Source organism: Streptococcus parasanguinis (assembly GCF_015557775.1).
GTDB classification, from domain to species: Bacteria; Bacillota; Bacilli; order Lactobacillales; family Streptococcaceae; genus Streptococcus; species Streptococcus parasanguinis_AA.
In genome coordinates this window covers 1-16,495 of record NZ_JADNOY010000011.1, presented here as the reverse complement: position 1 = coordinate 16,495, position 16,495 = coordinate 1, and the positions used below count along the sequence as shown (strand labels likewise).

The 16,495-nt window shown below is 40.7% G+C and carries 12 protein-coding genes and 3 pseudogenes; 2 read left to right on the top strand and 13 right to left on the bottom strand.

The genetic code is table 11. The features are described from left to right. Positions 1-183: 183 nt before the first annotated feature. From trxA to I2F76_RS10640, 5 genes and pseudogenes are all read right to left on the bottom strand, one after another. Entirely contained in the window at positions 184-498 is a 315-nt protein-coding gene (gene trxA / locus I2F76_RS10440) for a thioredoxin (RefSeq protein WP_003002728.1), read from the bottom strand. Positions 499-595: 97 nt separating this feature from the next. After that, positions 596-3,625, bottom strand: coding sequence for a CocE/NonD family hydrolase (locus I2F76_RS10435; RefSeq protein ID WP_195487818.1), 3,030 nt, complete (start codon positions 3,623-3,625; stop codon positions 596-598). Between the two features lie 119 nt (positions 3,626-3,744). Beyond that, positions 3,745-5,730, bottom strand: a complete 1,986-nt coding sequence (locus I2F76_RS10430) for a peptide ABC transporter substrate-binding protein (protein WP_031573814.1) — start codon at positions 5,728-5,730, stop codon at positions 3,745-3,747. A gap of 122 nt (positions 5,731-5,852) precedes the next feature. After that, on the bottom strand, positions 5,853-6,890 hold the full coding sequence (locus I2F76_RS10425; RefSeq protein ID WP_061590735.1) for a M42 family metallopeptidase: 1,038 nt from the start codon (positions 6,888-6,890) through the stop codon (positions 5,853-5,855). A 550-nt stretch (positions 6,891-7,440) separates the two neighbouring features. Beyond that, positions 7,441-7,647: pseudogene (locus I2F76_RS10640) on the bottom strand (IS3 family transposase); the annotation flags it as partial. Positions 7,648-8,028: 381 nt separating this feature from the next. Here I2F76_RS10640 and gshAB point away from each other — a divergent pair. Then, positions 8,029-10,293, top strand: a complete 2,265-nt coding sequence (gene gshAB / locus I2F76_RS10420) for a bifunctional glutamate--cysteine ligase GshA/glutathione synthetase GshB (protein WP_195487817.1) — start codon at positions 8,029-8,031, stop codon at positions 10,291-10,293. 120 nt (positions 10,294-10,413) lie between these two features. On the opposite strand, the pseudogene I2F76_RS10415 reads toward gshAB, so the two are convergent. From I2F76_RS10415 to I2F76_RS10635, 8 genes and pseudogenes are all read right to left on the bottom strand, one after another. Next, positions 10,414-10,797 (bottom strand): annotated as a pseudogene (locus I2F76_RS10415) (ISL3 family transposase); the annotation flags it as partial. A 6-nt stretch (positions 10,798-10,803) separates the two neighbouring features. Next, a complete protein-coding gene (locus I2F76_RS10410; RefSeq protein WP_031573799.1) occupies positions 10,804-11,013 on the bottom strand; it encodes a hypothetical protein in 210 nt (69 codons plus the stop codon). Further along, entirely contained in the window at positions 11,010-11,183 is a 174-nt protein-coding gene (locus I2F76_RS10405; protein ID WP_195487816.1) for a hypothetical protein, read from the bottom strand. Before I2F76_RS10405 ends, I2F76_RS10410 begins: the two co-directional genes overlap by 4 nt. Before the next feature lie 3 nt (positions 11,184-11,186). Then, entirely contained in the window at positions 11,187-11,492 is a 306-nt protein-coding gene (locus I2F76_RS10400; RefSeq protein WP_003007809.1) for a hypothetical protein, read from the bottom strand. An 11-nt stretch (positions 11,493-11,503) separates the two neighbouring features. Then, positions 11,504-12,172, bottom strand: a complete 669-nt coding sequence (locus I2F76_RS10395) for a hypothetical protein (protein ID WP_195487815.1) — start codon at positions 12,170-12,172, stop codon at positions 11,504-11,506. A 153-nt stretch (positions 12,173-12,325) separates the two neighbouring features. Then, on the bottom strand, positions 12,326-12,673 hold the full coding sequence (locus I2F76_RS10390; protein WP_003007812.1) for a barstar family protein: 348 nt from the start codon (positions 12,671-12,673) through the stop codon (positions 12,326-12,328). Between the two features lie 302 nt (positions 12,674-12,975). Next, positions 12,976-13,209, bottom strand: coding sequence for an Imm74 family immunity protein (locus tag I2F76_RS10385; RefSeq protein WP_003007814.1), 234 nt, complete (start codon positions 13,207-13,209; stop codon positions 12,976-12,978). Between the two features lie 2 nt (positions 13,210-13,211). Continuing rightward, positions 13,212-14,468: pseudogene (locus tag I2F76_RS10635) on the bottom strand (hypothetical protein); the annotation flags it as partial. Between the two features lie 248 nt (positions 14,469-14,716). Between I2F76_RS10635 and I2F76_RS10370 the strand changes: the two are divergent. Further along, positions 14,717-16,234, top strand: coding sequence for an ATP-binding cassette domain-containing protein (locus I2F76_RS10370; protein ID WP_049518022.1), 1,518 nt, complete (start codon positions 14,717-14,719; stop codon positions 16,232-16,234). The last annotated feature ends 261 nt before the right edge of the window (positions 16,235-16,495 follow it).

The window sequence follows — 16,495 nt, the reverse complement described above, 5'->3', positions numbered from 1 at the left end:
AAAGAGGCTGGGACAAAAGTCCTAGCCTCTCAATTATTTTTGGATTGTCGAGCAAGACGCAGTGGTTGAGTGGGCTCTACTACGCTGATTTCATCAGCTTTTACAGCCCTACTCAACTGTGCGGAGGTGGGACGACGAAATCGAATTCTAACGAATTACCGATTTCTGTCCCACTCTCTCTTTTTAGCTCAATTCTGCAATGATTTCTTTCAATTGCGCTTTCGTATGAACTCCAGCCACTTGTTTGACAACTTGTCCATCTTTTTTAAAGAGAAGAGTTGGGATCGACATGATACCGAATTGACGTGCTGTATTTGGATTTTCATCGACATCCATCTTACAGATTTTCAAATCATCTTCATGTACTTCTTCTGCCAACTGATCCAAGATTGGAGCTTGCATGCGGCATGGACCACACCAAGTTGCCCAAAAGTCAATCAAGACAAGGCCTTGGCTGGTTTCTTGTTCAAAAGTTGCATCTGTGATTACGTGTGCCATATTTCCTCCTTTTTCAGTAGTGACTACTGATTTAGCATTTCTACTTTTATTTTACACTAAATGATGCCATTTTAGAAATATTTGCTACGGGTACTCCTTAGGCATCTTCTCTCTTTTTGCGCCAAAAGATGAGGCTAGAAGCTGTAAGGCTGATCACCCCTAAGAGACCCAGAGCATGATCTTTGCTCCCTGTTTGAGGAAGCATACGGTCTGCTTGCTCTCCTCCTACTGCAGGAGTCACTTCTTGAGGATACTCTGCCAATCCTGGTGAAACAAATTGAGGTCCATAAGATACAGCTAGTGTAAGACGAGATTGCTCTTGTCTTGCTGATTCTCTTTGCATCTGCTCTTCTGTTTCAGGAAGAGTTTGGCTTGGTTGGACAAAGTATTCTGGGCTTGGAAGCCTATATTCTTCCTTGTAGTGGACTTCTGGAGCGACTAGAGCAGCACCTTCAACTTCTGGTAAATTCGCATAGTCTGTATCTGTTGCACTTGGTACATAGGCTGCCTTTTGGGCGCGGGTCTTTTCGACAATTGGAATCGCTGCCTGGATAGAATCTGTCTTAAAGGTTACTTCATAGGGATGCTCCACCGTTAAATCAGATGGGTCATAGGTGTTGAAAACAAGCGCTAACTTGTGACCTTTCTTAACCGTATAGAGATTTGGTTGGAGATAAACGGTGTAATCGTGGTATTCTCCCACTTTAGGCTCGATGCTTGCGCGAGAGCTTGATGAATCGTAGCCAGACTCAGGGTTCGCAAGATTGATCCACCCTTTAGCAATCACCTTGTACTTGGTCTTGATGGTTTCGTATTCGGCAACAGATAGGTTGCTTAAATTGCTTCCCATCCAGAAAGCGTCTGCTGTTTTATCTTGCTTGACGCTACCATTTCCTACCACGTCAAAATCCTCATCTGCCACATCTACCAAGAGAGCGTTGATTTGGAAATTCTTTCCTTGACCTTTGGCAAGAGCTGCCTTGAAATGAACGGGGATGTGGCCCTTGATCGTAGTGTCCTCAGTAACATCAGAAACAAAGGTCAGATTGGCCTTAGAGGAGGCTTTGCTGACTGTTTCATTACGGTTAGCGATTTCAACACCTGCAGCAGCATAATCGCTAGAAATGGTTTCTTCTAGCCGTTTAGAGCTTGCATTCAAGAAGAGACGTTGACTGCTCTTCCAGTTATCATAGCTGGTCCACTTGCTTGGATCATAGTTGTTTTGAGCTAGAACCGCTGGCAAGCTTTCGACGTGATTGTCCACTCCGTAAAGGTAATGGGTCAGCCAGGTATTGAGCAGGTCATAAAAGTCCTGACCATTGGCAGTGATGCCGTATCCCCGTGACATAGCCGCTGGATAGACGTGATCTCCTTGGTGGAGATAGAGCTTGACATCTTGTCCTGCTTTCTTGAGGGCATCGTACATGAGTTCAAAATGTTTGGTCTTGACATTGTCATCATTCAAGCCATGGACGATCAGGGCGCTGGTCTTGAGATTTTCTGGATGAAGGGTATAATCCCGCTCCTTCCAGACATCACTGTAGTTACGATCATGGGCGTACTGGTCCTTGTTCAATTGGTTGATGTAGTTGGAATAGTTTTGCCAAATTCCTGCCCAGTCGTCTTGGTCCAGCATCCGTGTGCTAACGTAAAGGGAGAGCCATGAAAGGTCACTATAAGGTGCATTACCAAACTGGGTTCCTTGGCTATTGAAATAATCATACCAAGAGGCTATTCCTGCTGCCGGAACGATGGTCTTCAATCCTTCTACGCCTGTCGCTGCCACACCAAAGGTCGTAGTTCCAGCCCAGGATAGACCGGTCATTGCGACATTACCCGTTGCCCAGTCTGCCTTGATTTCGACATTGCTAGTCTTATCAGTGTAGGCTTTGCGTTTGCCATTGACCCATTCGATGATATTCTTGAAGGCATTGATTTCGAGATCAGACCCCGTCGTGTTAAATCCTTCTGATCCCTTGGTACCAAGTCCGGCGCTAGAGATAAAGGCATAGCCTCTGACCAAGAAATAGTCATACCAGTTCAGATCTTCGTAGTCATAAATATACTCGTAGGGACTGTAGTAATACCAATCCGATGCCTTGGCCTTTTTCGCTGCTTCTACTGTTGTTTCACTGCTTACTGGCTGTCTCTTTGCAGGTTGACTGTGCAGTTTCTTCATATCGTAGCTACCGTCTGTTGGAAGCCCCAAACTTTCAAGAGTCACGTAGTTTTCGTCTAGTGTCCCCGCTACGTAAGGGCGCGCTTCGAGAATAGTGGCTGCCTTAAAATCGCCTTGCGCGACTGCTTTTGGTAATTGAACAATGGCTTTGACCAAGTCTGGCTTGCCATCTGCATCGGTGTCATAGTCCGTTTCGACATAGACTGGGAAACGTACAATTTGGCTGTCTTCATATTTGTAGTCTTGGTCTTCTTTTTTTCCCGTCGTATAAGGAAAAATAGGCTGGGCACGACCATTTAAAAAGAGCGGACTTTTCTTTTCAGCCCGGTAGGCATCGTAGAGTTTCTTAGCTGTTTCATACATCTTGGCCAATTCTGGCTGACTGACCTTACGGGTCAGATCTTCTGATTTTTCAATCAAGCCTAAACTCTTGGCAAAGCGTTCGCGATCTGCTTGGCTTTGGCCCAATTGGCTAGGATCTGTTGCTGCCCATTGAAGCAAGCCATTAACAGCATCTTGGACCGTCAACTCATTAGAGGCCTGATCCGCTGCAAGGGTGCTACCTGTGACCTTTGCCAAATCCTGACTTGTTGCCGAAGCTTCTGAAGTAGGAGCAGATTGAGGTGCAGCTTCCCTGTTGGTTGCTGCTGGAGTTGCTACTGGGACAGTCGGCTCACTTTGTCTTGTGTGTTCTTCTGTTGCAGGGGTTGCTTGATTGGCACCTGCCGTCCGATCCAGCGATGCCTCATTCGAGCTTGCAGCTTCCTCACTAGTGGCAGTACTTGTTTCACTTGTTGTCGGTCTTGCTTCAGTAGCTGGAGCATGGACCACTTCTGTCGATGGGGCCAACTCTTCCGTTTGCTCGTCTGCTGCCGCTACTTGATGCAAGACTATCGGTGCGATCAATAAACTTGATGCGACAATGGAAACCATTGTTTTCTTTTTCATGTCAATCTCCTCACTTTTTGTAATCAACACTCCTATTATACTATGTAAGCGTTTTTATATCAAGTTGATATTCAAATGATCCCACAAAAAACCGAGGCATCAGCCTCGGTTATCGATCCTTATTTAACGTGTTTCTTAAGATCTTCTTGTGCTTTTTTATTTGACTCTGCTTGTTCTTTTTGCCATTTTTCAAGGGCTTTGTTGTAATCAGCACTTGTCACAGCTTTGTCTTGGAGTTTCATTCCTTTGTAGATCACGTGGTCTTTTCCTTTACCACCAGTCCATGCAAATGGAGCTGAGAATGGTTCGATACGTGTCAAGAATGGACGTCCAGTTGATGAAGAAGTTGGCATAACAAGGGCGCTATCAGTCAACCAAGCTTGCGCAGCCGCATATTTTTCATAGCGTTTGTTGACGTCTTGTGTTTCTGCACCAGCATCTTTGATCATCTTTTCAAAGTCGTACAGACCAACTTTTTTAGCTGCTTCATTGTTTTCACTTGGGTCAAATCCAAGGAAAGTCTTAGTATTTTCACCAGATGAAGCTTTCAAGATATCCATGTAAGTTGATGGGTCTTGGTAGTCAGGGCTCCATCCAACATTATCAGAGAGATCCCAGTCTTCGCCAGCCGCATTTGGCGCAAAGAGGGTCACATTTTGAAGGTCTTCTTTCGAAAGCATTTGGATATCGATGACGATATTTTCTTTACCAAGTGCTTCTTCAACTGATTGTTTGAAGGATTGTACCCGTTGAACTCTTGATGGTGTGGTTTGGTCTACAGGCATATCGATGTGAATTGGGAATTTCACACCTTCTGCTTCCAAGGCAGTCTTCGCTTTTGCAAACTCTTCCTTCGCTTTCTTCGCATCGAAGAGACCGTTTTGACCATCGTCTAGTTTAGTAGATTTCCACTCATCTCCGTAGGTATCCAATTGAGTTTTCACCATTTCACCAAAGGTCTTGCCATTAGCTTGGACAAATGTTGGTGGAATGTAGAGGTTACGGATGATCTTGCTTGCTCCGTCTTTTCCGTTCAATTGAGCAGCATACGCTTCACGGTTGAAGGCAAAGCTGATCGCTTGACGGAAGTCCTTGTTCAAGAGAGCTTTCTTAGTAGATTGTTTTTCTTCATCGGTCTTCTTAGCTGTGTGTTTGTAAGATTGACGGTCGATGTTGGTACCAATAACATAAGAAGCAGCATCTTGAGGAGTGTAGGTGATTTCGTCTTTGAACTCTTTGGCTTGCTCTGAGTAACCAGATCCAGTTGGGAAGAGTTTTGCCAAGCTAAGAGCATTTTCACCGAATGATTTGGCCAATTTACTTTGGTCTTGTCCATCGTAGAATTCCAATTTCACATCTGAGATGTAGACCTTGTCTTTATCCCAGTAGTTTTCATTCTTGGTCATTTCGATAGAAGATTTTGAAGTAAAGCTCTTCAAGATGTAAGGACCATTGTAAAGAAGGGAGCTGGTGTCACTTGCTTGAGCGAATTTATCCCCTTTTGATTTCACGAATTTTTCGTTGACAGGGAAAGTGATCCCAAGAGTCAATTTAGAGTTCCAGTAAGATTCTGGTTGGTTCAAAGTGATTTGAAGGGTATGATCATCAACTGCTTTTACTCCTACAGCTGAGAAATCTTTATTTTTACCACTGACGTAGTCATTCAAGCCTTTGATAGAATCTTGGATGATGTAGAGCATTTCTGATTTGTTATCAGCCGCATATTTAATCCCTGTGACGAAATCTTTAGCTGTTACATCCGCATACTCTTCGCCTTCTGAATCATACCATTTAGCATCGTCACGAAGTTTATAAGTATAAGTCAAGCCATCTTGCGAAACTGTCCAATCTTTTGCAAGAGATGGAATCAAGTTCCCGTATTTATCATTTTCAAACAAACCATCAATCAAGTTTCCAGTGATATCGTGGGTTGCTGCTTTACCAGATGTGATATAGTTTAGGTTTTCTGGCTCAGTCTCATAAACATATGAGAATTTTTGACCGTTGCTTGAGCTAGATGATTTAGAACCACCCGAACAAGCTGCTAGGATACCTGCTGAAAGGAGGGCAACTCCCGCAAGTGCAATGACATTTCTTTTTTTCATGTAAAACTCCTTAAGAAATTTTAAGTTTATTTTAAGATTATACCACAAAGATTTTCAGAAGAAAAGGAATTTTCAGAAAATTTTAGTTTATAAAAAACTACTCCGGAGAGTAGTTCCAATTTTTAATCTACTAAGTCGCTCTTGAGGTAGGCATCGACCATGCGCTCTGTTGCGACTACAGAATCCAAGTGAGTCCGCTCATATGAGTGGCTAGATTCGATCCCTGCTCCAAGAAGAGCATGTTTGACTTCTGCTCCTGCGCTCATGGCTGCAGATGCATCCGATCCATAGAAAGGATAGATGTCCAACTTATAAGGAATTTCTTGGGCTTTTGCCAAGGCTACCAAATGCTGACGGAATTCGTAGTGATACGGTCCAGAAGCGTCTTTGACACAGATGGATACCGTGTATTCATCCGTCGCTTGGTCATCTCCCATAGCCCCCATATCCACTGCCAAGTATTCGACCACTTCAGCTGGAATACTAGAATTAGCCCCGTGCCCCACTTCTTCAAAGACTGAAAAGGCAAAGGTGGTCGTTACTGGCAATTGGATCTGTTCTTCCTTGTACACGCGCAGAAGATTCAAGAGAATCGCCGCACTCACCTTGTCATCTAGATGACGAGATTTGATAAAGCCAGTATCTGTCACAATGGTTCGGGGATCAAAGCTGACAAAATCACCCACTTCAATGCCAAGGGCACGAGTTTCTTTTTCATTGGTTACTTTTTCATCCAGACGGACTTCCATATTGTCCTGGGTCCGCTCGACAGTCCCCGCCTCCTTGTAGACGTGGCAAGAAGTCTGATGGACCAAAATCGTACCCGAATGGGTCTTTCCGGTATTAGCCACATGGACCGTACAATTTTCCCCTTCAATCATATTCCAAGGGAAACCACCGATACGGTCCAGCTTGAGGCGGCCATCTGCTTTCACAGCGCGGACAATAGCCCCCAAGGTATCCACATGGGCTGTGACGTAGCGTTGCTTGTCTGTGATCACACCAGGAATGGTCACATTCACGCCACCCTTAGCAGTCCGAGTTACTTCGTACCCAAAGCCTTCAATGGTTTTGACCAAATAGTCTGCGATCTCCCGTGTAAAACCGGTCGGGGAAGGAATGGCTGTCAATTCCTGCAAATAAGTCACTGTCTGATTCATAATGCCTCCAAATGTGTTTTTCTTTATTCTAGCATGAAATAGGTGGAATAGCTAGAGGAGAGGTTACAGGTTGGAGTTTTTCAACTCTTCCCGTACTTGCATTAGGAGAAAGCCAGAGTTCTATTTATATTTTCAACACATTTTGGGAGAGATTCATCTAGTGCACCTAAAATAAAAAAAGAAACTTGTCCACAACTAACGGTGTCTAAACAAGTTCCACGCAGGCTATTTCAATGGTGATACATAATTATCAGGATAAAATATGATGTAATTTTTGACAATATCTGTTAGACTATCTTCAGTTATGTTTCTCCACTTATGGAGATAGAAGGTTTCAGACTTGAGAACAGAGTGAAACCATTCGATACAGCCATTATCTGCTATTTCGCCTCTTTTCTGAGAATTCTTACACTCCTGTTTCCAGCGATAAAGGTGGAGCGTTTGACGCCGAAACATTCTAAAATAATCGATACAGGGCACGTTTTCTTATACTCTTCTACTAGCTTGATAAGACTTACTTTGTCGATTCTCTTATCAAGTTCTGATACTTTTTTAGTAATTCTACCTGCAAACGTAACTGTTCCACTTCAGATAACTGTTTCATCCCATTACCATAAGTATATTGTTTCCCCACGGGTTGTTGGAAACGGTACAATTCATCATTCTGATACCATCGCTACCAGGTCTTGGCCTGACTAGCATTTTTGATGCTGAGGGTATCCATGATAAGTTTATTTGATTTGCCTGCCTTCTTCATTTCGATACAGGCTAGTTTAGTTTCTACTGAATATGCTTTTTGACCATAACAAAACACCCCTGTTTCTAGTTTACCAGAATTCAACAGGAGTGTTTTCTTGTGTCTCATTTTATGGGTGCAGTGCCGACCCTAGGGATTCTTTCGTTCTCATATATACGTCATTAGTATAGGCTAATTTGATTTAAATTCCAAGAGAAATAACATTTTACATAAAAATCAGTGGGTATTTTACAATTTTTGCATATAATAGAGCTAAAAAACAATTGGTTTTAAGAATTCTTATCTGAAACATTCGGAAATTCCCCTTAACCGTAGCGGAAAGTTGTTTTCTTCTCCTATTTATAATAGACTATCACTAACATTAGATGAAAAGGTGACTCTATGACTATAAATCAACTGCTTCAAAAGCTGGAGCCTACTAGCCCTATCCTTCAAGCTAACTTTGGAATTGAACGCGAAAGTCTTCGTGTCGATAGACAGGGAAAATTAGCACATACGCCTCACCCTTCATGGCTAGGAGCTCGAAGTTTCCACCCTTATATTCAAACAGATTTTTGTGAGTTTCAGATGGAACTCATCACACCAGTTGCTAAATCTACCACTGAGGCTCGTCGATTTCTTGGAGCCATTACCGATGTAGCTGGACGTTCCATCAGTAAAGATGAACTTCTCTGGCCCTTGTCCATGCCTCCTCGTATCAACGCCCAAGAAATCCAAGTTGCCCAACTGGAAAATGAATTTGAACGCCATTATCGTAACTACCTGGCCGAAAAATACGGAACTAAACTACAAGCTATCTCAGGTATCCACTATAATATGGAACTAGGGAAAGATTTGGTTGAAGCCCTATTCCAAGAAAGTGACCAGATTGATATAATTGCTTTCAAAAACGCCCTCTATCTTAAGCTGGCTCAAAACTACTTGCGCTACCGTTGGGTGATTACCTATCTTTTTGGGGCTGCACCTATTGCTGAGCAAGGATTCTTCGACCAAGAAGTTCCAGAACCTGTGCGTTCCTTCCGTAACAGTGACCACGGCTATGTCAATAAGGAAGAAATACAAGTATCTTTTGCAAGCCTAGAAGACTATGTCTCTGCCATCGAAAACTATATCGAACAAGGTGATTTGATTGCGGAAAAGGAATTTTACTCGGCTGTTCGTTTCCGTGGACAAAAGGTTAATCGCTCCTTCCTTGACAAGGGAATCACCTACCTAGAATTCCGTAACTTCGACCTCAACCCCTTTGAGCGTATCGGTATTAGCCAAACTACCATGGATACCGTACACCTACTCCTTCTAGCCTTCCTCTGGCTGGATGCCCCTGAAAATGTTGATCAGGCTCTGGCTCAAGGTCACGCGCTGAATGAAAAAATTGCCCTCTCTCATCCTTTAGAACCTCTACCTTCTGAAGCTGAAACTCAGAACATTACGACAGCTCTAGACCAACTGGTGCAACATTTTGGGCTTGGTGACTATCATCAAGGGCTGGTCAAACAAGTTAAAGATGCCTTTGCAGATTCCAGTCAGACACTAGCTGCTCAACTTCTTCCTCATATCAAAGACAAGTCCCTTTCTGACTTTGCCCTTGACAAGGCGCTTGCCTATCATGATTACGACTGGACTGCCCACTATGCCCTTAAGGGTTATGAGGAGATGGAACTTTCTACCCAGATGCTGCTCTTTGATGCCATTCAAAAAGGGCTTCATTTTGAAATCCTAGATGAGCAGGATCAATTCCTTAAACTCTGGCATAAAGATCATGTTGAGTACGTCAAAAATGGTAACATGACCTCAAAAGACAACTATGTAGTTCCTCTTGCCATGGCTAATAAAACCGTGACCAAAAAAATCCTGGCTGATGCTGGCTTCCCTGTCCCTGCCGGCGACGAATTTACCAGTCTAGAACAAGGTCTAGCCTACTATCCTCTTATCAAGGGCAAGCAAATTGTGGTTAAACCAAAATCAACCAACTTCGGTCTGGGCATTTCCATTTTCCAAGAGCCTGCCAGCCTTGATAACTATAAGAAAGCTCTCGAGATTGCCTTTGAAGAAGATACAGCTGTTCTTGTTGAAGAATTTATCCCAGGAACCGAATACCGTTTCTTCATTCTGGACGGGCGTTGTGAGTCTGTCCTCCTTCGTGTCGCTGCTAATGTTGTCGGTGATGGCAAACACACCATTCGTGAATTAGTCGCTCAGAAAAATGCCAATCCATTGCGAGGCCGTGACCACCGCTCACCTCTGGAAATCATTAAGCTAGGAGACATCGAACAATTGATGTTGACTCAGCAAGGTTATGCACCTGATGATATTCTCCCAGAAGGGAAAAAGGTCAATCTCCGCCGTAACTCCAACATTTCTACGGGTGGTGACTCTATTGATGTCACTGAGACAATAGATTCCTCTTACCAAGAATTGGCAGCAGCTATGGCAACTAGCATGGGGGCCTGGGCTTGCGGGGTTGACCTCATCATTCCAGATAAAACTCAGCCTGCTAGCAAGGAAAAACCTCATTTCACTTGTATCGAGCTCAACTTCAATCCCGCTATGTATATTCACACCTATTGTGCTGAAGGTCCTGGACAAGCTATCACTCCAAAAATTCTAGACAAGCTTTTTCCAGAAGTTGCCACAAGTCAAACCTAAAACCTAATTCTTAGGAACAAACAAATCACCTTTATCTCGATGATATGATACCTCTTAAGTAGACAAGGTAAATACCTAAAATCTACGGCTTTTTGTCAACTTTAGTGGGTTGAAGAAAAGCTAAGCTCGAGAAAGGACAAATTTCGTCCTTTCTTTTTTGATATTCAGAGCGATGAAAATTCGCTTCTTGAAGTTTTCAAAGTTCCGAAAACCAAAGGCATTGCGTTTGATAAGTTTGATGAGATTATTAGTCGCTTCCAATTTTGCGTTGGAATAGGATAACTGAAGGTCATTGATGATTTTCCCTTTGTCCTTTAGAAATGTTTTAAAGACAGTCTGAAAAAGAGAATGAACCTTCTTTATATTGTCTTCAATGAGTCCAAAAAATTTCTCTGGTTCCTTATTCTGAAGGTGAAAAAGCAAGAGCTGATAGAGATTATAGTGGTATTTCAAGTCTTCTGAATAGCTCAAAAGCTTGTCTAGGATTTCTTTATTGCCTAAATTGTCAAATTAAGTTAGACTTTTCAAGTAACTCAGAAAAACTTGGTAGGGTGATTGAAATAGTTCTAATGGTAATTCATAGACTACCCTCTGTTCAGCTATTCCTCCTTCATCAGTAACAAAAAAATATTTCTCATGATGTCGCCAAATATGTTGTCCATAACCTTTTATTTCCTCAAACTTACTAACTTCTTCCCAGCCTAGTTTACTATATTTCATGTATGTTCTCCTCTTTGGGTACTAATATCTTTCATGATGCCTTCTGGCATATTTCCTGGGAAGGTTTGTCCTCCTGGTTTCCAAAAATCTTCAAAAGCAGATGCTTCATTTCCGCTTGGAATTCTTGTATGAGATTGATGAAATGCTTCTAATTTTAAAATTTGATGCATTTACTATGATTCCAAGTTTTCTATTTGATTTAAAAGCTCCCATAATCTATTATTGTAGGCTTCAATTTCTTCATTAATTTTTAGTCGTTCCAAATAATCATTCTTCCAAACAAAAAAGTCTGATAGACCTCCTCTTGGAGGATAAAGGATATCTTTAATTTCTCTTATTGTAGGGAGTGAGTCACCATTTTCCAATGCACATTCTAATCCTTGTAGAAATGAAATTTGTACATGAATTGTCCCATCATTGTATTGATTTAATAGTGGTAATATTAATTTGATATTATCTAATAATTCTTTTCGTTTCATTTCTTTCCTCACTAATTTAATGGTTTTGAGCTAATAACCTCTACACCTTCTATTTTCCACGGAGTTTCAATAAAAATTTGTTCATATTCCAAACCACCTTGATAGATGCCTCCTTGACTCGCAACAGGTCCTCTGTATATTGTTGTGCCAGCTGGTATTTTTATTTCGTAAACTGTATTTAAAGGAGAGCTGCCAGTGTAGTTTCCTGAACGATCTGTCCAAATTGGTTTTACTGCCGTATTTATTCTAACTTCTATCTCAGAATGTGGGGCTGATTCTGTAAACCATTGCCCTAGCGGATTGCTTTGGTCGCCAGTTCGGTATAATATTTTAGGAGACTTCAAAACTTCAACATCATACCGTCCCCCATAAAAATTAACATTAGGCTGACCTCTTAAATCATTTAGTGGACCAGGATTTGTATATGAATTATATTCATAAGTTTGCAAATCGGGATATTTAGATCGAATATTATTTACTACTGGTCCCTCAACATCTAAATTCTTAGGTGCAGGCTGAGGCTTGACTACCGGCTGAAGCCTCGTGGTTGAAAAGTCTTTAAACCCTGAACTCTCCCTCGCAAGCCTGCTTTCTTCTATATTTCGTAAAATATGTTCACGCTCATAAGGTCTCGTGGTTTCTGTTATAGTTTTACCATTGATATCTACCTTATGGTTCACCTCAGGAATTACTGGTTTCCTATTGAAGACAGGAATCTTCCCTTTTACCTTACTATATACATCCAAGAACGTTGTATAGGGTTTATTGTAGTACTGATTATATCCAACATAAGTGGTTACCTTAAGGTAGCTCCTTAAAACTTTGTCCTATTTTTAATTTTCTACTATGTAAACTTGAAAACTCTTGACCTTACTGCCAACAACATGCTTTTCAACATCGCATTCCCACCAAGGAAGAATATCTTCTTCCAAAATTTCTAAAAATAAGTCTTTAGATGATAAGTCATCTTTTAAGAAGCTATCATAATTTTCAAGAATAAAGTTGTATTCTTCAGCTTTTATCCATGATAAGTCTGTCAGCCAATCTGTAATAGATGACCAATTATTGGCATCAGGAAGTCCGACATTTTTTTCAAGAAAACGAAATAGTTCTTCTTTGTTTTGGATCTGCTTCCCATCAAAATTTGCTACAAAGCCACTGAAAGGCAATCGATCTTGCATTTCAAGTTTCGTAATGTAATGAATTCTATTTTTCAGGATTTCAAACCTCTATTCTATTTTTTTAAAATGTTTTATAATGGTCTTCTGTTTTGAGTAAAATCTATTTTTGAATATCGATTTGAAAAAATAGGTTGATTCAAACTAAACTTGCTGGTTGCTGAGGAGGCCACATAACCTCCTACGATGTTCCCGATAAAGTTTGCGGTTTGAACATCTTCTTCGCTTCCACCTAGGAGTTTGGTCCCATGATAGACAACCTGACCACCTGTATAGAGATTTATTTCTCTTAGAATACAATATAATTATACAAAGTCTAATTGAATAGTTTGATTGCTCTCCATTTTTTTAGCTGTATTAATAATATTTTCTATTTCTCTTTGAGTTATCGGAAGATTCTCATGAGGAGGCTCCCATTGTGTCATACTATCTTTATAAACAACAAATTTTTTATTGATCAGCAATTCTCCTTGTGCTTTTAAGAGGAAACCATTCTCTAAATCAAAAGTAATTGTTGATCTTGTTCCTGTAATTTTCATTTCTACCTCTCGAATATAATTTTTTCTACCCCTGTTTTAGGATCTATTGTTGTAACCTTAGTAACATTTGGATTGGCCTTCAATCTTGGTAGTTCGATGTTTTCCCAAATATTTCCTGGTCGTAGTTCGCTACCAACTACAGCTCTTATTTCACCAGATACTTGCTCTGCGTAAACATTCGAAGCTTCCTCCCAAGCTGTTACACTTGAAGGAGTATTAAAATCCCATTCAGGCATTACAATGTTCGTATCATCAATCGTAGATTCTAATGTAACTCCTCCTTTATTTTTTGCTATTTTTTTCGCAACATCCATTCCTCCAATGCCATCTGTTCGTCCTGACCAGAAAAAAGCCGTATCTGGATCAGTTTTCAATCTACCTCTTATTAACTCAACATCAAAGTCAGTTTGAGTAAAATCTATTTTTGAATATCTATTTGAAAAAACAGGAATTACTGGTTTCCTATTGAAGACAGGAATCTTCCCTTTTACCTTACTATATACATCCAAGAACGTTGTATAGGGTTTATTGTAGTACTGATTATATCCAACATAAGATGTATACAAGGTAATTGCTAGTTGGAGGCTATCAGTAAAACCTCTCACCTTCTTGATATTTTTTGCACGATTGATTTCTTCCTGTGTAGCAGGTTTACCTGTAAAAGGATCAATACCTTCTTCAATTATATAATAATCATATTTAGTTTGAAAAGCAGGATCTCGCCAACTGAGCATTTTTTGACTATCTAAAAAGAAATAACGGTCTAGTAGGTAATGATAATTAGCTCGCTCTGTTTCAGATTTAAATAGTTGTGCATATGGATTCACATGAGCCATGGAGATCAATGTTTTAAGTTCAGGGTAGGCCTCTTCTAACGCTTCTTGATCCATTGCATCGATACGTTTCTTAAATTTGGAGTCCACCTTGGCTAATTCTGAAGGTGATAACCCTAAATGATCATCCTTAACTTCATTATATCTCTTCCATAACAATTTGAGATCATTCATATCCCACTTGGAGAGAACCACATCACCCTGCCCCATAGTCGTAAATCTTTTATAGGCTTGAATCACCCCTCCATACTCTTCCTCCAGTTCTGCATGTGACATTTTTGAGAGTTTGTCTTCTAACGTTTCAACCTTCGGATTCTTCACTTTGTTTAGGATTGCTTGATGTTTTTGCCATCCTAAAGAGATTGTTTGCTTCCATGATAGATCAGCTCCATTACTTGGGGGCAAGTAGGTTCCACTGGCAGCATCTCCTGTCGCTAGCAGTTCTTTTGTTTAAATTAACACGCCTACAGAATCATCCTAATATCAAATTTTTTTGAGAAATACATGGACAAACCTCTTCTAAATTAATAAACTGACTTCATCATATGCTATAATTTAGTTATATTTTACAAAAATGAAAGTTTCTAACTAATGCCCCTATTTGCTCATTAATGTAACTGGGCTGTTATGTCATTATCAGTTTTATGTTATAGCTTTATCAAGGAGTTTCGTCTATGTTTCAATACCTTAAGCCTTTGCGCTGGTATCTTTTCTTTAATTTTCTCTTTAGTGGCCTGTCCAATATTTGTACGGCTCTTCTTCCATACTTTACACAAGAGTTAATTCGTGGCCACTATCAAATAGCTTTGTCAGGTTATTGCATCGCAGTTATAGGTTACCTGACTTGCAACTACATCCAAATGCGACTTGACTGGAAACAGGCCATTCTCTTTTCGACAAATCTAAAGAACGATTGGTTTCAATCTCTTTTAGGACTTGCCCACCATGATTTCAAGCAGAAAACAGTCGCAGAATACATTTCTTATCAATCTAATGATCTTGACTCACTGGAAAAAGATTATCTACCTCCACTGATGAGTTTTTTTAAGCAGATTCTACGAATTTTGATTTATACCATCATTATTACCAGAACGATCAATCCTATAGTGGCACTGATCCTACTGATTTCAACAGCCATCAGTATTCAAATTCCAAAGATCGTTGGTCAATTGACTGCGAAGCGTAGACAAACCTATCTTGAAAAGCAAGGTGATTATTATCGGACCTTGGAGGATCTATTCCGAGGACATCACCTAGTTAACAAACTTACTCTACCTCATTTTATAGAGCAACAAAGAAGTTCTCTCAAAAACTTGCAGGATAAGTATCTTGGGTATGGTTTGACTAAAATTACAGGTATTCTCTTGACGGGTATTTCTTTTGAATTCATTAGCCTTATTCTCTTTTCCTATCTAGCTTACTCTCTATATCATCATCAAATTGGTATCCCTGAGGTGGTTGCAAGTTTTGGTTATATTACAGCCTTCTCAGAACCAATTCAAGAAATCCTTTACGATCTGCAAATGTTGGAGTCGGTAAAACCTGTAATTAAAAGCTTTCAAACTATTGTTAAGCATCCATCTTCAATTCAGTCACCACAGCCTTCCTTTGAAACGATCACATTGAAGAATCTTTCTAAACAACTTGGGGAATCAACATTGAAGATTTCTTTTGCCACCATTCACAAAGGAGATAAGATTGCCCTCATAGGAGAGAACGGATCAGGTAAGAGTAGCCTGCTCAATATTTTAAATGGTACGGATGAGGATTTCCAAGGCGAGATCTTGCTGAATGATCTTCCTCTAAATCAGCTTTGGGGAAGATTTGGCCTGATCTTGCAACAAGAGCATAGCTTCATCTCTAGTTATGAAAATAATGTTACGCTATTCAATACTTTCCCCGCAGAGTTTAAGGATGCGGAATTCGAAGCAACACCTCCTCAATCCCTGTCAGGTGGTCAACAACAACGTATGTACCTCAATCGAGAAAAAAACCGCCAGAGTCCATTAGTTATTATGGATGAACCTTTTTCAGCCTTGGATGCTCATCAGTTCGAGGCAGAATTGAAAAAAGTACTAGACTTACCGTGTGCTGTCATCATTACTTTACACCGACAGAATGAAGCACTGAAGAACTTTGACCAGGTCTGGGAAATTAGATCTGGAGAACTAATCATTCAAAAAAATGAGTAGACTTGCTTTCTCACGAAGATTTGTTTTACCATGATCAATACATCATCAGGCACAGATAGATTGAGGTCATCTTAACCTCAAAAAGAGAGTGGGACAGAAATCGGTAATTCGTTAGAAATCGATTTCGTCGTCCTACCTCCGCACAGTTGAGTAGGGCTGTAAAAGCTGATGAAATCAGCGTAGTAGAGCCCACTCAACCACTGCGTCTTGCTCGACAATCCAAAAACAATTGAGAGGCTAGGACTTTTGTCCCAGCCTCTT